Source organism: Bacillus sp. AFS059628 (genome assembly GCF_002571225.1).
In the GTDB taxonomy this organism is placed as follows: Bacteria; Bacillota; Bacilli; order Bacillales; family Bacillaceae_G; genus Bacillus_A.
The window spans coordinates 26,492-47,111 of record NZ_NVEC01000044.1 but is presented as its reverse complement, the minus strand read 5'-3'; the positions used below and the strand labels follow the sequence as shown (position 1 = coordinate 47,111).

Here is a 20,620-nt window from a genome sequence, read left to right as displayed (position 1 = left end):
TCTTCTTTACGCATCCCATTCTTCTCCCTTCTTACTATATCCCTAATTATTTTTATCTATTTGTATCTATTATGCAAAAAATATGACAAATTTACTATCGAATTAACTTACGTAAACCTTACAATGTTGTAAGGTTTAAAAGAACAGCCCCATCTACATAACAGATGAGGCTTATTAAAAAGTAGTTGGTTTTTCATTCTTCATTAACATTACAAACAGAAAGTAATACAGTGAAACTTTCTAATTACACTATATAAAATAAGCTATCTTTTAACCATCGAATTACATTACAGAAGACTTACATGTTTGTAAGCTATGTGTAATGTAATTCGATAGTTTCTCTTACTTACATCTCGTACAATAAAGTTAGCAAGTAAGCCAAATAAGAAGAATACTCACATAACCAAATTACATTGCTAGTAGCTACCCTTCTTATCCCTTTCACTCATGCTACTACAATGTACCCCCTTCCCCTTTATATAATAAAAAAAGCCTTAGTCCTTAGGGACTAAGGCTTTTTTACGAACCTATAATATACCCCTACCTAGTATTTTTATTTTCGACAAAAAATAGGTAGGGGTATATTTCGCTATCTCATCGCTAAAAGTTTACTCTTTGCATTAATAGGAATATTTATCGCTTCAATTTCTTCAATTGCCTCGCCGTAACGTCCTTTTGCATACACCTTTAATGTTTCATCTCTCTTTAACATATGCTTAACAGTCTTCTTTATTTTTTGTTCTCTTCCACGTTCGTCAAATGCAATAAATTCATATTCATACCACTCATCACCAATATGCTGACCAATTGTATTCACAACCGTATAGTATTCTTTCGTCTTATAAAGCGGATTATATTTATCGATAACCGGTCCAAGTTTCGTAGGTAGTAACATTATTACTATGACTATCATCGCTATTATAGTAGTGATCATTTTTTTCTTCATAATAAACATTCCTCCTCTGCAGGATATATATACATCCATTTTAAAAAGAAGAAATACCATCTACTATTGAATCTCATTACATTACACTTACACTTTTGTAAGAATTAAAAAAAGGTGAACGAATTTACTCGTTCACCTTTTAACTCGCTTTAAAACCTCCACCAAGTACATCACGTACATCATGGATAACAACGAAAGCATCTTCATCCACTCGACTAATAACTTGCTTTAGCTTAACAAGCTCTTGTTTATTAATAACAACATATAAAACTTCTTTATTTTTACCAGTATATCCGCCGCGCCCCTCTAATACAGTGACACCGCGTGTCATGTTTTTCGTAATAGCCTCACGTATTAACTCTGGTTGATTTGAAATAATTGTAACAGCCGTTTTTGTATCCATTCCTTCTACAATGAAATCAATCACTTTCGCTCCGATAAATACCGCAACAAGTGTGTACATCGCTTTTTCCTGCCCTATTATAAATACGGAACCAGCAATTACAACGATATCAATAATAAGTACACCCTTACCGACGCTCCAACCTAAATATTGATTTGCTAACCGTGCTAAAATTGCCGATCCCCCTGATGTACCTCCAGCTTTGAACATACAGCCTAATCCGATACCGACAAATACACCAGCAAATAGTGCCGCTAATAACGTATCACTATTTACATGATACTCAATATGTTCTGTAACATATAAAAACAAGGATGTTTCTACAATCCCTAAAATTGTATAAACCATCGTTTTCTTATCAAAAAATTTATAACCAACAGCTAGTAAAATTGCATTTATAGCAAAGTTCACAATCCCCGGCGACCAATCAAATAAATAGTACGTAACAACCGTTAAACCAATAATTCCACCCTCTGATAGACGGTTTGGAATTGCAAAGTAATTAATACCAATTGCGAATAATAATGAACCAATTGTAATTAGTGTTATTTCCTTTATACGTTGATTAACCATAGTTCATACCCTCCCCCATTTGACATTGTATCACTATCTCCTAGAGGTTTAGAAGTTGTTTTTATTGCGCATTTCACCTCTTGAAAATTGAGATATTATGTTTAAACGAAGGGGTGATTAATTATTCATATTTGTTCTCACTGTATGGACAAATCGCTCCACATTCCCTTGCTGAATATACTTAGCTCTAACCGTTTCATGATTACAAGTAAATTCAAAATACGGACGGAAATCTATGCTATCTATATGCAAATATGAGTACTCTTTAAATGTTGAAGGATAGTAAGGAAATTTCCCGTAAAACAGGAGACGTCTAGTAGTGACAACAAAAATTCCATGTTGATAACATAACGTGAAATTATCCTTCTCAAAGATCCCCACCACAAAGGCTAAAATATTTTCGTCATTCTCTAAATACTTTTTTATACTTAATAAAAATTCATTCATGCATATCCCTCCAAATACTATTCTTGAAAAGAATCCATGGATTGTTACAAACCGGTTTAACTCCTTTATAAAGTATGAAACGCGTTTCCTGTCAAAGGTATTTCAAAAAAATAATCCGTTATGCACTTATGCACATAACGGATTAAAATTACACTGTAGATCGCTCCACAAGTTCATATGGAATTTCCACCTTTTCTAGTTTAGAATTCTCGTCACTTATTTGCCGGTAAAACATTTCAAAAGCTGCTTTCCCTATCCCCTTCAAATTTTGATCAATGGTTGTAAGTTGCAACACTTGCGAAATAGGTTGGTTATCTAAACCAATAATCGCTAAATCCTCAGGAACTTGAATACCCAATTTCCCAACTTCCGTCATAACCCCAATCGCAACTTCATCTCCTGCTACTATTAATGCTTCAGGAAGATGCTGCATCTCCTTTAATTTATGAGCCACTCTCACACCATCTTCTAATGTAAAACATTCTGTGAAAATCCATTCTTCATTCACTTCTTCATCTATAGATTGCAATTGATGTTTATACACATCAAAACGCTTTTGACTACTCGGTCCTAGCTTTCTCCCCGTACAATAACCAATTTTTTTATAACCCTTTTCAATAAGGTGATTCATTCCTAGCTGGAAAGCTGCCGAATGATTTGTATATACACTTGAGATATTTGAAATATCATTATCTTCACAAGCAATGATTGTGCCGTAAGAAGCATACGGTTCTATCATTTCCCAATCATTCGCACGTGAACAAATAATAAGACCATCCAATTGTTTCGTTTTTAACATATGTAAACTTTTCATTTCTTCTTTTTTATTATAATTCGTTTGGCAAAGCAGTACCCTGTAGTTATGAGTTAACGCTCCCTCCATCATTCCCCCTACCATTGCATCGAAGCTCGGGTGATTAATGTAAGGGAGAATCACCCCAACAATATTCGTCTTTCCTTTTGATAAATGAACAGCATTTGCGTTTTGTGAGTAATTCAACTTCTCAACTATCTCCATAACCGCTTTCCTTTTTTCTTCACTTACATACGGATGATCATTCAATACTCTCGAAACAGTCGTAACTGAAACTCCCGCCATCTTTGCAATATCTTTAATATTAGCCATACACTCACCTCTACTTTTAAATTAATAAATTCCATAAACATATGTCAAACCTTCTCATCATTACACCTCCATTCGTTTTTCTTACAAAAGTGTAATTTTCCTGTAAGCTAATTCGATAGTTACTCTCTGCTTTTTTTCATACAATTAAGTCAGAAACAGGGCAACAATTATTCGAAAAGGAGCGGATTTATATGATGAACAAAATGAAATCAAACAATTTTTTACATACAATGGGCATGGTATTTTCCGCTCTTATCGATGCAAAAGCTGTTGCTTCTACATTAAACAAGTAAGGAGAATGTCTGATGAATAACATTACTTTCAACAAATTAGATTTTTTAGGACTAGCTAGCGGATCAGTTCTTCTTACTGCTTTTATTTACGCCGCTACGCTTGTATAACTTTTGTGTCCCCTTTCCCCTTTATTATAAATAGTAATAGAAAAGACGACCGTCTATGCCCGGTCGTCTTTTCTTACTTTTGATTTGATTGCAAAGCTTCCTTTAGCTCCTCAAACTTCTCATTCAATTGATCTGTCATCATTTTCATAGCTGTTTTTCGATCTATTTGTTCTTCAGCATCAATTTGAATTGGGTCTCCAAAAATCAATTGCGCCTTTTTCCCTTTTATTAATTCTTTTACACTTGATGGGCCAATATAAGCTGCCGGTATTAATGGAACGTTAGAACGCATCGCAATTGTCACAGCACCAGCTTTTAATGAAACGTCTTCTGTTGATCTCGTTCCACTTGGGAAAATCCCTACGACTTTTCCTTCTTTTAATAAGCGTGATGGAATTTTAAGTGTACTCGGTCCTGGATTTGCACGATCTACAGGGAATGCATTTACATTTTTAAAGAACCAATTTTTGAATTTCCCTTCAAATAATTCTTTTTTGGCCATGTAATGAATTTCGGTCGGATACATCCCTGTCGCTAACATTAACACATCCATAAAGCTTGTATGTGTACACGCAACAACATACGGACCGCCTTCTGGTAATTTTTCTCTTCCTTGCACTTCTACTTTCCCAGCTGTTTTAAATATATATTTCAACAAAAATGTAATTGGTTTATACATTTGTTTCGTTCCTTTCTAAACATCCGAAGTATAGTCATTTTCTTACCACAATTATAACACTAAGTTTTAGGAGTTGGTAATAAAAATAAGTATTAATTGTTAAATTTCAATTCTTACAAAAATGTAATTTTCTTGTAAGCTAATTCGATAGTTACTTCTTGCGATATTTCATACAATTAAGTCAGAAAGAAACAACAATTATTCGAAAAGGAGCGGATCAATATGATGAACAAGATGAAAACGAACAATCTTTTAAATACAATGGGCATGGTATTTTCCGCTCTTATCGATGCAAAAGCTGTTGCTTCTACATTAAACAAGTAAGGAGAATGCATCATGAATAACATCACTTTTAACAAATTAGATTTTTTAGGATTAGCTAGCGGCTCTCTTCTTCTTACTGCTTTTATTTACGCTGCTACGCTTGTATAACTTTGTGTCCCCTTTCCCCTTTATATAGAAGAAGACGACCGTCTATGCCCGGTCGTCTTTTTAAATGTTTCTTTCTTTTAACTCTTTTAAAAGCTGTATCATTTCAGCTTGTTGTTTTATCTTCTTACGACCATTTCGATTAATTGCTGCAAGCTCACAAACAACTCCAACGGCGAAGAAAAACAATAAACTTTCTAACATGTGAAATCCTCCAATTGCCTATTAAACAGCTTGACGTAATTGCTCTTCTTGTAACATTTCCTTATTTATATTTTCTTCTTTTCTCTGACAAACGTTATTGCGAATAAGTGCTACAATAACAAGTAAAGTTCCTATAATATCAAACGTCGTTATTTGGTATCCTCGCATCATCATAATTATTAAAGTCGTAATGGGCACAAAGTTAATAAACAAAATCCCATTAATAGATGATAAAATCTTCACACCGTAATTCCAAGCAAGTAATGCTACAATTCCCGGTAATGTCATCATAAATAACAAATCATATTTCACGACAGAAATCGTTCCCATACTCGGAACTGAAACATATCCAAGCGACGTAATAAGTACCGTTATAATTCCTGTAACCGTCGTACCGAATACACACGTCAATGTAGAGTAACGTAATGTCGACCAATCGCTACACGTTTGACCACCCATCGTATAAATAACCCAACCTACAACTCCAACAAATATACATGCTAGTGAAAACATGTTATCTTTCAATGTTAAAAAGAAACTCATGTCGCCCTTTGTAATAACAAATACAGCCCCTACAAAAGCGATAATCATGCTCGTTATCATATATTTTTTCGGTTTTACATGCTTATATCCCCATAAAATACAAATAGAAATCATCGGCATAAGTGCTTCCATAATAGAGGCTACCATGACGCCTGATTTTCCCATTAACATTTGACCTAAAAATACAAGTACATTATATAAAGTAAACGCCATCGTTCCGAAAAAGACGAGTAACTTTCCTCTTCCCTCTAAACGAAATGCCCGTTTTCCTTCTTTCATTAACAATAATACAATCAGTACGATCGCCACCGCTCCATAGCGAATAAGCGAAAAGTAAAATGGATCTATGTATTCTAACGCATGATCAGCAACTGGAAACATTGCTCCCCATGACATACTTGCTATTAAACATGCGAAAGCACCTATTATTATTTGACCTCTTCTCACCACAATCCCCCACTTCTTTCTATTTACACAAAGAGAATTGTAAAAGAAAAAATATATCACGTAAAATGATTCAAAATGATGTTAACTATCATTTATAATGATAGTTAACATCGAGGAGGAGCATAAAATGGAATTAAGAGACTTACAAATCTTCCAAAGCGTTGCCGATCAAGGCAGTGTAAGCGGCGCAGCAAAGGAATTAAATTACGTACAATCAAATGTAACAGCACGCATTAAACAACTAGAAAATGAGCTAAAAACGCCCCTCTTTTATCGTCATAAACGAGGCATGACTCTAACAGCTGAAGGAAGAAAAATGCTTGTTTATGTTAATAAAATTTTGCAAGATGTCGATGAGCTAAAGCAAGTTTTTTTAGATAGTGAAACACCCTCTGGCATATTAAAAATCGGTACTGTCGAAACAGTAAGTACATTACCTACCATTTTATCTTCTTACTATAAAAGCTATCCGAATGTCGATTTATCATTACAAGCAGGCCTAACAGAAGAATTAATTAGAGAAGTACTGGATCACCAATTAGATGGTGCTTTTATATCAGGACCTATTAAACATCCACTAATTGAACAATACGATGTTAGTATAGAAAAGTTAATGCTTGTAACACAAAATAAAGCTTTTCATATAGAAGAATTTACAACAACGCCTCTACTCGTTTTTAACCAAGGATGTGGATACCGTTCTAAACTAGAACGATGGCTGAAAGACGAGGGTTTGCTGCCAAAAAGAATTATGGAGTTTAATATATTAGAGACAATATTAAATAGTGTGGCACTTGGCCTTGGAATTACACTCGTACCACAGTCTGCTGTCCACCATCTTTCTAAAGCCGGGAAAGTACATTGTCATGCAATCCCTGAAAAATACGGCAGTATTTCAACAGTTTTCATACGCCGTAAAGATAGCTATATGACGAATTCAATGCGTAGCTTTTTAAAAACAATCGAAGAGCATCATCACATCAACATGCTTTAAAAGACATTCTTACACGGATGTCTTTTTTTCTTACAAAAGTGTAAGTCTTTCGTAAGCTAATTCGATAGTTGCAGGCGATCATATTTCCTATAATTAAGATATAAAGCAGGGCAACAACAATTCGAAAAGGAGCGGATACGCATGATGAACAAAATGAAATCAAACAAATTTTTAAATACAATGGGCATGGTGCTATCCGCACTTGTCGATGCAAAGGCTGTTGCAACTACATTAAACAAATAAGGAGAGATTATAATGAACAACATTACATTTAACAAATCAGATTTCTTCGGACTTGCAAGTGGAGCGACTCTTCTTACAGCTTTCATTTACACACTTGCTCAAGGTCTTGTTTAACACTTTGTTTCCCCAAACCCCTTTATATATAGAAAAAGCTGCTCGTCTTATAGACAAGCAGCTTTTTAGTTTATCCCGCTTTAATGGGNNGTCCGATTGGTTCAACTAATAATCAATGGGGGATGAAAAAAACCCCCACTGATTAAAGTTTCACTTTATTTCATATATAATTTGACCTGTTTTCGTCATATCGTATCCGCCAATTGCTGTTAATTCATTATGAAATTCTTCCGATTGCAGAATGTCTTTCACGGCTTCAATCAACTCTTCATTTTCTTTATTCTTCAAAATCACTAAATCATACTGTTCTTTCATGATTGGAATAAAGTCTACATTTACAATTTGCGAAAACTTTTCTGATCCTACCCCCACATCAGCTTTTCCATTTGCGACCTGCGTGGCAACACCAAGATGGTTTGATTCTTCCCATTCATATCCACTTATACGTTCTTTATTTAACTTTTGAATGCGCAATTGTTCATCGACTAATGCCCTAATACCAGAGCCTTTTTCTCGATTTACAAATCGTATAGATGACTGAGATAAATCAGCCCATGTTTTTATATTTTTTGGATTTCCCTTTTGCACATAAAACCCAACGTTCCTTGCTAATAAATTAATCATCGTACATGGTTGTCCAACTAAAATACGTTTTACGTAAGGAACATTATATGTACCCGTTTCGCCATCAAACAAATGCAAGCTAACGATACTTCCTTCTCCTTGATACATTTTTACTAAGCTCGTTAAACTACCTTGATATGCTCTTAATATATTTGAATTTGGCAGGCGATTTTCTATACGTTTTGCCAACATATCTAACGTTAGTTCTTGTCCACTAATAATACATGTATCCAAGCCTCTACTATCTTCGCTCTTTACAGAAGTACCTTGTATTTTCCCTGTTTTCATTTGTTTTATATATTGTTCTAAATCCATTGCATCGATGCGCATCTGTCTACCAATTCTATAGGAAGGCAGTTCTCCTTTTTTAATTAAATCGTATACTGTTAATTTTGATACTTTTAATCGCTTCGCTACTTCTTCCGTTGTGTAGGAATGATGATCCATAGACGATTCCTCACTTTCTTCCTTCATTGTAACAAAGAAAAGAATATTTCTCCTATATTTTAAGAGCAACTACATCGTTCAAATTATATTCAATTATAACTAGTTATATTTAGTTATAATTAGTTATAATTAAATATGTCAAAACGAAAGGGGATTTTCTTATGAACAAGTTTATATTACGATCCATAGGGGCGCTTATACTTTCTTTTCTTCTTATATTTAGCGTTGCATGTACAAACGGAGATAAGAAAGAGAAATCAACTGCTAAAGAAGGAAACACAGTTGAACTTACTATATCTGCAGCTGCAAGCTTACAAGATGCATTAAAAGAAATTGAAACAAAATATAAAGAACAAGAACCTAATATTAAACTTTCTTTTAATTTCGGTGCTTCTGGTGCACTTCAACAACAAATCGAACAGGGCGCACCTGCTGATTTATTCTTCTCAGCAGCCGAAGATAAATTCCAAACTCTTGTAAAAAAAGGATTCATTAATGAAAAGGAAGGGAAGAATCTTCTTGGAAATGAACTCGTTTTAGTCGTCCCAAAAGATAGTTCTCTTACAAAAATTCAAGATTTAAAAGATGAAAAAATTAAGAAAATCGCACTTGGTACACCTGAATCAGTACCTGCAGGAAAATATGCAAAGGCTTCTCTTACAAATGAAAATCTATGGAATGACATTCAAAATAAAATCGTATTTACAAAAGATGTTCGGCAAGTGTTAACATATGTAGAAACAGGTAATGTAGATGCTGGTATTGTATACAAAACAGATGCTCTTATTTCAGACAAAGTAAAGATTGGTGAGACAGCAGCTGCTACTTCTCATGAGCCAATTCACTATCCTTTAGGTGTTATAAAAGAATCTAAGCATAAGAAAGAGGCGACTTCATTTTATGAGTATTTGCAGTCAAAAGATGCACAATCTATCTTTAAGAAATATGGATTTACAGTCCTATCATAATTGCCATGAGCTTTGATACTATTTTATCACCAATCTTTCTATCTTTACGAGTAGCCGCATGTGCCACCATTATCGTTACCATTTTAGGAACGATAATCGGACGAGCGCTGGCACGCTCCTCATGGAGATATAAAGTAATACTAGAAACGATTTTCTTATTACCAATGGTACTTCCGCCAACTGTAATCGGCTTTTTTCTCATTATCATTTTTGGAAATAATAGTCCCATTGGAACGTGGATAGAATCAATATTTCAGCAGTCTATTATGTTCACATCTACTGCTGCGATCATCGCTTCTACAGTTGTTGCATTTCCGCTCATGTACCAATCAGCAAAAACAGGGTTTTCTATCGCGAATGTACAAATTGAAGAAAGCGCTCGTGACCTTGGCGCAAGTGAATATCAAGTTTTTCTACACGTCACACTTCCACTTGCATTTCCTGCTTTACTAAGCGGAATGATTTTGAGTTTTGTTCGCGCGCTCGGTGAATTCGGTGCTACACTCATGTTTGCTGGGAACATTCCTGGTAAAACACAGACTATCCCAACTGCAATTTACATGGCGATTGATGCAAGTAATATGCAGCTCGCCTGGACACTTGTCGTTATCACTATTAGTATGTCACTCCTATTTCTACTATGTATTCAGCTTATTAACAAAAGAATTACTAACTAACTCTTAAAGCAGCTTTTTTCGAAGCTGCTTCTTTATTTCTCAGGAAATAAAATATGCTATCGGGAAATAACTGAATTTTACCTTTTATTTAAATATACATTCTATTTGAATTTACTTTCTAAAATAGGCAATTTCCTGTTATTATATGTAGGTGTTTGAAAAAATGAAGAAATGAAAACGCATTTATATCGTAAATTCTTCATCCCGTTTTAGCGATCGGTAATCTTCTACTCTATCAGTGGAGCATTACCGATCGTTAGAACGATATGTAATTATATTGGTATAGCAAATCGAAGGGAGTCTTGTAATGGACATTTTATTAGCGCTTCTTCCTGCAATTGCATGGGGAAACATTTTATTAGTAAGCGTAAAAATGGGCGGTGGTGCATATAGCCAAACGGTAGGTATGACAATCGGTGCTCTATTCTTCGCAACAATTATGTATGTATTTACTCAACCAGCTCTAACAATGACAATCTTGATTGTTGGTTTTATTTCAGGTTTATTCTGGGCTTTAGGTCAAGTAAACCAATTAAAAACAGTTGAAAAGTTAGGTGTTTCTACTACTGTAACGATTTCTACTGGTATGCAACTTGTTGCCACTTCTATCTTTGGAGTTATCGCTTTCCGTGAGTGGACTACTACTACAACAATCATTCTGGGAACGATTGCAATCCTATTAATCGTAGTTGGTGTTGTATTCACATCATTAGATGATAAAGAAAATGCTCAGCCACCAGGACAATTGAAAAAAGGACTTCTTACTTTAATTGTTTCTACTTTCGGCTACCTTGTATATGTAATTATTATTCGTTGGTATAATATCGATGGTTGGTCTGCTATTTTACCACAAGCAGTTGGTATGTTTGTCGGTGCGGTTGTACTGACATCTAAACATAAACCATTTAACAAATATGCAATCCGTAATGCTCTATCTGGTTTACTATGGGGAACTGGAAACTTATTCTTACTTCTTTCATTACCACGTGTCGGAGTAGCAACAAGCTTCCCATTATCTCAAACTGGAATCGTTATCTCAACATTCGGTGCGATTGTCTTCTTAGGTGAAAAGAAAACAAAACGTCAATTGATCTTTATTGCACTAGGTAGTGTTTTAATTATCGGCGGTGCTGTATTACTAGGTATGACAAAAGCATAAACTTATATTCTATTAATAAACCCCTGAAGCATATGTGCTTCAGGGGTTTTCTCTTTTGATTATTTTCTAAATATAATTATTTACATGCCCTTATCTTTTATAATTGCTCTTCCATTCTAGTAAACCAGCTATACATATAAAGAGATTAATAACAGCTAATATTAGCATGACGTATAAACCTGTGGAAATATAAATCACAATACTAATCACGTTATACAAAATCCATAAATACCAGTTCTCTAAAATTTTTCGACTTAACATAAATTGAGCTACTAATCCTAGTACAGCATTTAAAGCGTCTAAATATGGACTTGTTGATTCTAAATAACGGATTTGATAATAGCCCCAACCAATCCAAGCAACTAACATGAAGAGTATATAAATCGTCCACCCTTTTATATTTAAACGAACTGTTGCTTTTACCTCTTCCTCCCCACTACGTGCAATCCAATGATACCAACCATATACATTAAATATAAATTGAAAGGCTGCTAATACTGCCATTGCATATAAACCTTGTGTAATGAAAATATATAGAAATACCGCAACCGTAATCATGCCAAACAAAAAATTAGATACCTTTTCCCTCGCTAATAACCAAACATTAATAATCCCCATAACCGATGCAAAAATTTCAATATAACTCGATTGAATATAAAATCCAACCAATACGCAAATAATACTAGAAACAACTAAAAAAAGCGGACTTCTAATCATGATCATCTCTCCCCAGATGTATAATAAATTCCCTATCACCAGTATAAGGAATAGCCCTTACACTTACCATGATTTCCCTGATTTTTGTTATCCATTCCACCTACGGGAAGTCTTTTCTTTTTACAAAATTCTCTTAAAAATGGTATCGTTTTTTATAACATATCTCCACTAGAAAGGAATAGAGGATATGCTAACTAAACATCGAATTTTATTTATTGGTGCTGGTCGTATGGCAGAAGCTATATTTTCTGGATTACTTAAAACGAGCAAAGAATACATCGACGAAATTATCGTTTCTAACCGAAGCAACGTAGAAAAGCTAAAGCAATTACAAGGGCAATATAATGTGTCTACTACAACAGATTGGAAGCAGCATGTTACATCTGTTGATACGATTGTTTTAGCAATGCCGCCTTCTGCACATGAAGAATTATTAGCAGAATTATCTCAGCTACTGTCGAATCAACTTGTCGTAACGGTAGCTGCTGGTATTGGTCCATCTTATTTAGAAGAGAGACTTCCCGGGGGGACACCAGTTGCTTGGATTATGCCAAATACAGCTGCTGAAATTGGAAAGTCTATCTCCTTATATACAACGGGACAATCAGTAACCGAGATGCATCAGGAAACCTTGCAACTGCTTTTAAGAGGCATTGGTACTTCACAACTCTGCACTGAGGAAGAAGTTCATCAGCTTACTGCTGTTACTGGAAGTGCACCAGCTTTCCTTTATTACTTTGCTGAAAGCCTAATTGAAGCAACAAAAAGTTATGGGGTCGATGAAGCCACTGCCAAACACCTTGTCATTCAAATGATTTCTGGCTCTGCTTCTATGCTTGAACAAACACAAGACCCAGCTAATCTCCGCGAACAAGTAACAACACCAGGTGGTTCCACAGCTGAAGGTCTCAAAGCTTTATATGAATATAATTTTTCAGAGGCAATTCAAAAAGCAGTAGAAGCAACAAACAAAAAAGCTAGGGGGAACTAATATGAGTTTAACAAGTTTAAAAGACTATACAACATTACATAACGGTGTAAAAATGCCTTGGTTTGGTTTAGGTGTTTTTAAAGTAGAAGATGGTTCAGAAGTAATTGAGTCTGTAAAAGCAGCAATTAAAAATGGCTACCGCAGCATTGATACTGCAGCAATTTATCAAAATGAAGAAGGCGTTGGCCAAGCAATCCGTGAATCAGGTGTTTCACGTGAAGAATTATTTATTACATCAAAAGTATGGAATAGCGATCAAGGATATGAAACAACACTTCAAGCATTTGAAACTACATTAGAGAAATTAGGTCTAGAATATTTAGATTTATATTTAGTACATTGGCCTGTAAAAGGGAAATATACCGAATCATGGAAAGCATTAGAAAAGCTTTATAAAGATGGCCATGTTCGCGCTATCGGTGTGAGTAATTTCCATATTCACCACTTACAAGACGTATTTGAAATTGCTGAAATTAAGCCAATGGTCAACCAAGTGGAATATCACCCACGTTTAGCACAAGAAGAGCTGCATGCTTTCTGTAAAGAACATAACATCCAACTTGAAGCTTGGTCACCATTAATGCAAGGCCAACTGCTAGACAACCCAACATTACAAGACATTGCAACAAAACATAATAAATCAACTGCACAAATTATTTTACGCTGGGATTTACAAAATGAAGTTGTAACAATCCCTAAATCTATTAAAGAACATCGTATTATTGAAAATGCAAATATATTTGATTTTGAATTAAGTGCTGATGACATGAAAGCAATTCAAGCTCTAAATGAAGATCGTCGCGTTGGTCCAGATCCAGATAACTTTAACTTCTAATAGAAAAACCACTGCCATATGCAGTGGTTTTTCTATTCAATAAAACTGAAAATTTAAACTATATTCCATCCGGTTGACACTTTATTATCAAAGGTGTAAGATTTTGAATTATCAAAGAAACACAAAAATTAATAAAGTTTATTCGTTTACTCATTGTATCAAGAGAGGTGGAGGGACTGGCCCTTTGAAACCTCGGCAACAGGTTCATTTTGAATACTGTGCCACTTCCTGCAAGCTTTATGCTTGAAAGATAGAATGAGGGACTTCGTTTATATACGGGTGCATAACTTGTACGTAAAAATCCCTCTTTCTCAATATGAAAAGAGGGATTTTTTATTTTTCATTTCCCTCATCATCATCCAAACTTAATTATTTAGGAGGAAAATCAAATGAAAAAGAAGTTTGTACCCGGTATTGCATCAGTTGTAGGAGTAAGTATTTTATTAACTGGTTGCGGTAGTTATAAAAACGAAGCAAGTGGAGCAAATGCAAAAGACGAGGCGCCTAGTAAACAGGTTTTAAACTTATCTTCACCTACTGAAATACGAACAATGGATACAGCTCGTGCTACAGATACTGATTCTGGTCAAGTAATGAGAAACGTATTTGAAGGTTTGTATAATCTTGGTGAAGGTAACAAACCTGTCCCTGGTGTTGCAAAATCTCATGAAGTAAGTGGTGATAAAACGAAATACACATTCCACCTGCGAGATTCAAAATGGTCAAATGGCACTCCCGTTACAGCGAAAGATTTTGTCTTCGCTTGGCAAAGAGCTGTCGATCCAGCAACAGCCTCTGAATATGCATTTCTATTCTTTGATATTAAAAATGCAACAAAAATTAACAACAAAGAACTTCCAGCCGATCAACTTGGTGTAAAAGCAATTGATGACCATACGTTTGAGGTAGAATTAGAACGCCCTGTTCCTTACTTTATTAGCTTAACAGCGTTCCCAACATTTCTACCAATTAACGAGGAATTCTTTAAAGCACAAGGTGATAAGTATGCCTTAGAAGACAATACAATCTTGTACAACGGAGCTTTTACACTAAGCGATTGGAAGCACGAACAAAGCTTTAAATTCAAGAAAAATCCTACCTATTGGGATAAAGATACTGTCAAACTAGAAGAAATCAACTTTAACATCGTAAAAGAAAAGTCTACAGAAGTAAATTTATTCGAGTCAAAACAATTAGACCGTATAAAACTAACATCTGACTTCGTTGATAAATATAAAAAGGATGCTAACTTTAAAGAACGTCCAAACGTAGGGGTACAGTTTTTACGTATGAATCAACAAAACAAAATACTTCAAAACGTTTCTGCACGCCAAGCAATCGATCAAACAATTGATCGAAAATCCTTTGTAAATACGTTATTAAACGATGGCTCTACACCAACCTCTAGTCTCGTGCCGAAAAACTTTGCAAAAGGACCTGACGGAACAGACTTCCGTGCTGCAAATGGCGATTTAACAAAGGTTGATACAAAGTCTGCACAAGAATTATGGAAAAAAGCTAAACAAGAGCTTGGATTTGAAAAAATAACGTTAGAACTATTAACAAGTGACGGTGACCTTGAGAAGAAAACTGGTGAATTCTTAAAAGGACAACTAGAAAAGAATTTAGATGGCTTAACAGTGAAGATAAAGCCGCAACCACGTAAACAACAAGTTTCACTTTTATTAAAAGGTGACTATGAAATTGGAATTGACGGCTGGAGCCCTGACTTTGCTGATCCAATTACATTCCTTGAGCTATTTACAACAGATAACCCTTATAACTTAGATCATTACTCTAATAAGGAGTTCGATGAAACAATAGCAAAAGTGAAAACAACTTTAGCCGGTGATGAAAAAGCTCGCTGGGAAGCATTACTAGCATCCGAGAAAATATTATTTAAAGACTCTGTCATTGCCCCTCTTTACCAAAAGGGTGAATCTTATTTAGAACGTTCTTATGTGAAAGGAATTGTACAAGTAGACTTTGCAGGTCAATTAAACTTCAAGTGGGCAAAAATTGAAAAATAAGTTCAAGCTTTAATGAGTGAGGCTTTCTTCATCCCCACTCATTATGAGTCCACACCAATTGTTTTTTTAGCAAAATATATGAAAAGCAGGTTCCCCAACATGAGGAAATCTGCTTTTTTAATATATTATTCTAAGAAATTAACAATCTATTTTTATTATTGACATATAGTTCTTTCTAGTTTTAATATTCTAAATAATAAAATAAAATAAATATTTAACCATCAAAATATAATGTCTTCTACGCTGAAACATATAATGATAGATTATAGTTTAGCATATATACACATATAGAGCACCTGATTACCTACATGCACATATATATAATAGGTTTTCTCTTCTTCTTAGGAGTCAAAGCTCTTGATGATAAAACGTTAGAAGTACAACTAGACCGTCCTGTTCCCTACTTCTTAAGTTTAACGACGTTCTCAACGTTCTTACCAATTAACGAAGATTACTTAAAATCTCAAGGCGATAAATATGGTTTAGAAACAAATCATTTAATTTACAACGGCGCTTTCACATTGGATAACTGGAAGCACGAGCAAGGCTTCCAATTGAAGAAGAACCCTAACTATTGGGATGCTAAAACCGTAAAATTAGAAGAAATCAACTTCAATGTCGTTAAAGATAAGTCTACAGAAGTTAACTTATATGATTCAGGACAAATTGATCGCGTTGCTTTAAATGCGGAGTTTGTTGATAAATATAAGAGCGATCCAAACTTCAAAGACCGCGCTGAAGTTGGCATTCAATTTTTACGACTCAATCAAAAAAATGAAACATTAAAAAACCAGCATGCACGCCTCGCTATTAACGGAGCAATGAATAAAAAAGCATACGTAGAAACAATTTTAAATAACGGTGCTGTTCCAGCTGAAGGAATGATTCCTGCGAAATTCGCAAAGAGTCCAGAAGGTAACGACTTCCGTAAAGAAAACGGAAACCTAGTCAAAGATGATGTGAAAACAGCAAAAGAAAACTGAAAAAAAGCGAAACAAGAACTTGGTACTGACAAAGTAACAATCGAACTATTAACAAGTGATAATGCTTTAGCTAAAAAGACTGGTGAATATTTAAAAGGTGAACTAGAAAAGAATCTAGATGGATTAACAGTGAATTTAAAACCGCAACCACGTAAACAACAATTAAAACTACTATTAAGTGGTGACTATGAAATCGGAATTGATGGCTGGGGCCCTGACTTCGCTGACCCAATTACATTCTTAGATTTATTTACAACAGATAGTGCTTATAACTTCGATAAATACTCTAACAAAGAGTATGATGAGCTAATCCATAAAGTGAAAACAGATTTAGCTGGAGATGAAAAGGTACGCTTTGAAGCAATGAAGCAAGCTGAAAAAATCTTATTACAAGACGGTGCTGTCGCTCCTTTATACCAACAAGGTCGTTCTTACTTACAACGCTCTTTCATTAAAGGACTTGTAACAACTGACTTCGGTGGTGAATTTAACTACAAGTGGACAGAAGTTACAAAATAATAATTGCTAATAAAAAGGTATCCAATCAAGGATACCTTTTTTATTTTATACTTCTTTAACTAGATGACTTCTTCTCTTTACTATTCCTTTTATAGATACAGTAATGACTGCTACCAATTGTGTAACTAATATAATGACTAATAATGAAATAATATTTTCCTTCAAACTAACTCCTCCAAATATTATTGTATAATAGCCATTTGCTGCATAGGTTGCGGGAAATAATTCGCCGATTGTTTGATATGTTTTAGAGAGCATCTCATGTGGTACAATGACACCCGAACTTACAAGTTGTAGCGATAGTGAGATGATATTAAAAATCATCCCTGCGTTTCCAAACACAGTTAGAAACATTTGTGTTAATGAAAGAAAGGCGAAGAAGACTATCGCTTGAAATATCCATACACTCCATACTGTTTCGTGCATCTCAATTTGGAAACCTTTCATCAAACCAATTGTAATACATGCAAGTAAAATTGATACTGTACCGTTAATGATTTGCCTTGATACGAAATTACTCCAACCGCTCCTTACTTCATTTGCAACTTTTGATAATTCCATACTCATGATCATTGCTCCTACAAATGAAGCTAATACGATCATTAGCGGTACCATATTAACTGAAAATCCTTTTGCATCGTTTACTTTATGAACTGTAAAACCAATTGAATCTTCGGTTAACCCTTTTATCACTTCTACATTCTCAGGTCCTACAGCTTGTAGCTTTCCGACAACCGCTTGTTTCTTATAACTTGTTATCTCTTTATTTACATTATCTCGAATTTGTTTTGCAGCTCCTTCCATCATTTGCTTTGTCATCATGGCATTTGCTTGATTAATGTGGAAGTTTAAATTTGATTTTCCTATTTCATTTATATCATTTGAAAAAGAAGCAGGAATTTCAATAATCATATCGTACACATGGTCATTCATTTCTTTGTTTGCTTTTTCCACAGACCGTTCTGCTTTCACTTGAAATGGTAAATTTCTCTGTAAGCCTTCCGCTATTTTACTACCTATATTGACATCTTCATTCACAATAGCGATACGCATTTGATCAGTTCTTTCATTCACTCCATCATATGCCGTTAACCAAACACAAAAGAAAATAAGTTGAAACGATAACGCCACCACCATTCCTATATACGTACCAGGTCTTTTTAAAAATTGTTTTAATGCTTCCATCTTCTCACTCTCCTATACAGCAAGCAAGTACATACTTGCATTTTATTTTAAATAAATACTAGGGTCTTAATGCCCTAGCATATAAAACAATATTGTTTTCAATAAATTTCTCATCATCAACTTCTGTCAGGCGATCGGCAAAACGTAATTTAGATAAGAAATATCCAAAATTGATCCAGATAAAGTTCATTACTTGTGCTTCAATATTCGTATCAATAATGTTTCCTTTTTCCTGCATTTTTGCAAAATAGATACTTAATTCTTCCTTTAGCCCTTGTGGTATTTTAGCAATTTCTCCGTCTAATTCAGGAAATTCTCCAGCCTCACGTATACCAATAGCAATAATATCTTTTACCCCATCTAAAAATTTATGATAATGCCTTGCTAAGTTCTTTAAATCCGTTTCTAATTCCCATACAATTTCTGTTTGTAAAAAATGTTTTAAATGCGGTACATATGAAAATTCAGCAACCGCCGCTTCAATAACACCCTTCTTACTTTTAAAATTGCGGAATATCGTTACTTCATTAACACCAGCACGCATTGCAATTTCCTTCGTTGTTGCCGCCGTATATCCCTTTTCTTTCACTAATTCAATTGCTGCTTGGATGATTTTTTCTGCTGTATTTGAGCGCGCCATAAAAACCTCTCTCTCTAATGAAAGTGATCACTTACATTTAGATTATATACCTTTTCTAATTATTGTCAATAATCCTCTTCTCCATCTTTTTGTACGGAACCAAAACGCATTATAAATATAAACCCAAACATCAAATATGTTCTCCACGTCAAAGAAAGTATATGCCCTGACCAAAGATAGCTTATGCAGATACTTTTCCTTGATGGGCGACTTCATAGTCTAAACCCATCTCATATTCAGCTGGATGACTTCCGCTTAAGATCCATCCCTTCGGTATACCTTTTTGCATTGAAACACCCTCTCTTTCTATATAAAATGACTGGAAGTACTTTCGATATTTTTTCGGTGGCAATTGAAACATTCTTTTAAAAGCTCTCGTAAATGCCTCTTGTGAGGAAAATCCGTATTGCATTGCAATATCAATGACAGCCCTCTCCGTTGACACTAAAGCTTGCGGAGCATGAGTTAATCTTCTCTTTCGAATATAATCCGTTACACTCATCCCAATATACCTTTGAAAAATACGATGAAAATGATACATCGATACCGCACTGTGAGATGCCACGCTTTCTGTTGTAAGCTCCTCATGTAAGTGATTCTCTATATATTCAATTGCTTTTTTTTATCATCTCTTTATATTCTTCATGCATTTTAGTACCTCCTCACAACCTTAATTTACCATATACATACCAATCAGTTTTGATTTAAATTGCGTATTAAACTTTGTGGCTACAAGTTAATAATTTATTTGCAACACATACATAATTACATGATTTTGGGAAAAACTTGTATAGAATAAATTTACATAAGGAGGAAATTATAATGAGAATTTTATTATCAGCTTTATTAGCGCTTATGCTAGTACCTGTATTAACAGGATGTAAAGCTCCTGCAAAAGAAGACACGACTTCTAATAAGAAGACTACAGAAGAGGCAAAGAATGAAGCTCCTGCTGATTTAAAACTAAACTTTAATGAATTTGATTTAAAGGCAGACTACCAAGATACAAAGAAAGACTACGAGGCTGATTATAAAAATGTAGCAGCTGATAAGAAAATGGAAGCAAAACTCGAAGATCATAAAGCAGATGTAAAATTAACAGGAGACGAGGCTATTACAAAATTAAGCCCACTTCTACAAGAATTAAAATTTGATAAAGATACGCCTGACCAAGAAGTAATCGATCAAGTAGTAAATGTGTTCAAACTTGATAAAGACTACCAGAAGTTTGATTTAGAAGTTGTCTTCTCTGATGGAACGAAAAAAGAATATAAAAGAGAAATAAAATAAAGAAGT

At 34.6% G+C, this 20,620-nt stretch carries 22 protein-coding genes, 2 pseudogenes and 1 riboswitch; of the genes and pseudogenes, 12 read left to right on the top strand and 12 right to left on the bottom strand.

Going from position 1 to position 20,620, the window contains the following annotated elements; translation table 11 throughout:
* Positions 1-589 precede the first annotated feature (589 nt).
* The 4 genes from COL05_RS15155 to COL05_RS15140 all read right to left on the bottom strand — a co-directional run bounded on the left by COL05_RS15155 (position 590) and on the right by COL05_RS15140 (position 3,495).
* A complete protein-coding gene (locus COL05_RS15155; RefSeq protein WP_098669217.1) occupies positions 590-946 on the bottom strand; it encodes a YxeA family protein in 357 nt (118 codons plus the stop codon).
* 139 nt (positions 947-1,085) lie between these two features.
* Positions 1,086-1,922, bottom strand: coding sequence for a YitT family protein (locus COL05_RS15150; RefSeq protein ID WP_044790585.1), 837 nt, complete (start codon positions 1,920-1,922; stop codon positions 1,086-1,088).
* 117 nt (positions 1,923-2,039) lie between these two features.
* Positions 2,040-2,369, bottom strand: coding sequence for a PH domain-containing protein (locus COL05_RS15145; RefSeq protein ID WP_098669216.1), 330 nt, complete (start codon positions 2,367-2,369; stop codon positions 2,040-2,042).
* Positions 2,370-2,517: 148 nt separating this feature from the next.
* Positions 2,518-3,495 carry a LacI family DNA-binding transcriptional regulator gene (locus tag COL05_RS15140; RefSeq protein WP_098669215.1) on the bottom strand — a complete coding sequence of 326 codons (978 nt, stop codon included), beginning with the start codon at positions 3,493-3,495 and terminating at the stop codon, positions 2,518-2,520.
* A 305-nt stretch (positions 3,496-3,800) separates the two neighbouring features.
* Between COL05_RS15140 and COL05_RS15135 the strand changes: the two genes are divergently transcribed.
* Positions 3,801-3,896 carry a DUF3948 family protein gene (locus tag COL05_RS15135; RefSeq protein WP_001060010.1) on the top strand — a complete coding sequence of 32 codons (96 nt, stop codon included), beginning with the start codon at positions 3,801-3,803 and terminating at the stop codon, positions 3,894-3,896.
* 73 nt (positions 3,897-3,969) lie between these two features.
* On the opposite strand, the gene COL05_RS15130 is transcribed toward COL05_RS15135, so the two are convergent.
* Positions 3,970-4,575 (bottom strand): lysophospholipid acyltransferase family protein, encoded by a 606-nt coding sequence (locus COL05_RS15130; protein WP_098669214.1) that lies wholly within the window; start codon positions 4,573-4,575, stop codon positions 3,970-3,972.
* 336 nt (positions 4,576-4,911) lie between these two features.
* On the opposite strand from COL05_RS15130, the gene COL05_RS15120 reads away from it, so the two are divergent.
* Positions 4,912-5,007 (top strand): DUF3948 family protein, encoded by a 96-nt coding sequence (locus COL05_RS15120; protein WP_001060007.1) that lies wholly within the window; start codon positions 4,912-4,914, stop codon positions 5,005-5,007.
* A gap of 60 nt (positions 5,008-5,067) precedes the next feature.
* Here the strand turns inward: COL05_RS15120 and COL05_RS15115 are convergent, their stop codons facing one another.
* Positions 5,068-5,208 (bottom strand): YrzO family protein, encoded by a 141-nt coding sequence (locus COL05_RS15115; RefSeq protein WP_098669212.1) that lies wholly within the window; start codon positions 5,206-5,208, stop codon positions 5,068-5,070.
* Positions 5,209-5,229: 21 nt separating this feature from the next.
* Positions 5,230-6,198, bottom strand: a complete 969-nt coding sequence (locus tag COL05_RS15110) for a DMT family transporter (RefSeq protein ID WP_098669211.1) — start codon at positions 6,196-6,198, stop codon at positions 5,230-5,232.
* Between the two features lie 127 nt (positions 6,199-6,325).
* On the opposite strand from COL05_RS15110, the gene COL05_RS15105 reads away from it, so the two are divergent.
* Together COL05_RS15105 and COL05_RS15095 are read left to right on the top strand one after the other, a co-directional pair.
* A complete protein-coding gene (locus COL05_RS15105) occupies positions 6,326-7,192 on the top strand; it encodes a LysR family transcriptional regulator (RefSeq protein ID WP_098669210.1) in 867 nt (288 codons plus the stop codon).
* A gap of 255 nt (positions 7,193-7,447) precedes the next feature.
* Positions 7,448-7,549 carry a DUF3948 family protein gene (locus tag COL05_RS15095; RefSeq protein ID WP_001060013.1) on the top strand — a complete coding sequence of 34 codons (102 nt, stop codon included), beginning with the start codon at positions 7,448-7,450 and terminating at the stop codon, positions 7,547-7,549.
* A 150-nt stretch (positions 7,550-7,699) separates the two neighbouring features.
* Here the strand turns inward: COL05_RS15095 and COL05_RS15090 are convergent, their stop codons facing one another.
* Positions 7,700-8,647, bottom strand: coding sequence for a helix-turn-helix transcriptional regulator (locus tag COL05_RS15090; RefSeq protein WP_098669209.1), 948 nt, complete (start codon positions 8,645-8,647; stop codon positions 7,700-7,702).
* A 134-nt stretch (positions 8,648-8,781) separates the two neighbouring features.
* Between COL05_RS15090 and modA the strand changes: the two genes are divergently transcribed.
* The 3 genes from modA to COL05_RS15075 all read left to right on the top strand — a co-directional run bounded on the left by modA (position 8,782) and on the right by COL05_RS15075 (position 11,424).
* A complete protein-coding gene (gene modA / locus COL05_RS15085) occupies positions 8,782-9,588 on the top strand; it encodes a molybdate ABC transporter substrate-binding protein (protein WP_098669208.1) in 807 nt (268 codons plus the stop codon).
* Positions 9,589-9,593: 5 nt separating this feature from the next.
* The gene (modB, locus tag COL05_RS15080; RefSeq protein WP_098669207.1) at positions 9,594-10,265 is read left to right on the top strand and encodes a molybdate ABC transporter permease subunit; all 672 of its coding nucleotides are present in this window, start codon (positions 9,594-9,596) and stop codon (positions 10,263-10,265) included.
* 307 nt (positions 10,266-10,572) lie between these two features.
* Positions 10,573-11,424, top strand: a complete 852-nt coding sequence (locus tag COL05_RS15075) for a GRP family sugar transporter (protein WP_000353544.1) — start codon at positions 10,573-10,575, stop codon at positions 11,422-11,424.
* 90 nt (positions 11,425-11,514) lie between these two features.
* On the opposite strand, the gene pnuC is transcribed toward COL05_RS15075, so the two are convergent.
* Entirely contained in the window at positions 11,515-12,141 is a 627-nt protein-coding gene (gene pnuC, locus COL05_RS15070) for a nicotinamide riboside transporter PnuC (protein ID WP_098669206.1), read from the bottom strand.
* Between the two features lie 187 nt (positions 12,142-12,328).
* Here pnuC and proC point away from each other — a divergent pair, with 187 nt between their 5' ends.
* The 4 genes and pseudogenes from proC to COL05_RS15045 all read left to right on the top strand — a co-directional run.
* Positions 12,329-13,132, top strand: coding sequence for a pyrroline-5-carboxylate reductase (proC, locus tag COL05_RS15060; protein WP_098669205.1), 804 nt, complete (start codon positions 12,329-12,331; stop codon positions 13,130-13,132).
* Position 13,133: 1 nt separating this feature from the next.
* The gene (locus COL05_RS15055) at positions 13,134-13,967 is read left to right on the top strand and encodes an aldo/keto reductase (protein ID WP_098669204.1); all 834 of its coding nucleotides are present in this window, start codon (positions 13,134-13,136) and stop codon (positions 13,965-13,967) included.
* 152 nt (positions 13,968-14,119) lie between these two features.
* Positions 14,120-14,224: riboswitch (SAM riboswitch) on the top strand.
* Between the two features lie 132 nt (positions 14,225-14,356).
* Positions 14,357-15,997, top strand: a complete 1,641-nt coding sequence (locus COL05_RS15050; RefSeq protein ID WP_098669203.1) for a peptide ABC transporter substrate-binding protein — start codon at positions 14,357-14,359, stop codon at positions 15,995-15,997.
* A 341-nt stretch (positions 15,998-16,338) separates the two neighbouring features.
* Positions 16,339-17,499, top strand: a pseudogene (locus COL05_RS15045) (peptide ABC transporter substrate-binding protein); the annotation flags it as partial.
* A 45-nt stretch (positions 17,500-17,544) separates the two neighbouring features.
* On the opposite strand, the gene COL05_RS15040 reads toward COL05_RS15045, so the two are convergent.
* The 3 genes and pseudogenes from COL05_RS15040 to COL05_RS15030 all read right to left on the bottom strand — a co-directional run.
* Positions 17,545-18,684, bottom strand: coding sequence for a YhgE/Pip domain-containing protein (locus COL05_RS15040; protein WP_142337513.1), 1,140 nt, complete (start codon positions 18,682-18,684; stop codon positions 17,545-17,547).
* A gap of 58 nt (positions 18,685-18,742) precedes the next feature.
* Positions 18,743-19,324, bottom strand: a complete 582-nt coding sequence (locus COL05_RS15035; RefSeq protein WP_098669202.1) for a TetR/AcrR family transcriptional regulator — start codon at positions 19,322-19,324, stop codon at positions 18,743-18,745.
* 184 nt (positions 19,325-19,508) lie between these two features.
* Positions 19,509-19,974 (bottom strand): annotated as a pseudogene (locus tag COL05_RS15030) (helix-turn-helix domain-containing protein); the annotation flags it as partial.
* Positions 19,975-20,146: 172 nt separating this feature from the next.
* On the opposite strand from COL05_RS15030, the gene COL05_RS15025 reads away from it, so the two are divergent.
* Positions 20,147-20,614, top strand: a complete 468-nt coding sequence (locus tag COL05_RS15025) for a YusW family protein (RefSeq protein WP_098669201.1) — start codon at positions 20,147-20,149, stop codon at positions 20,612-20,614.
* The last annotated feature ends 6 nt before the right edge of the window (positions 20,615-20,620 follow it).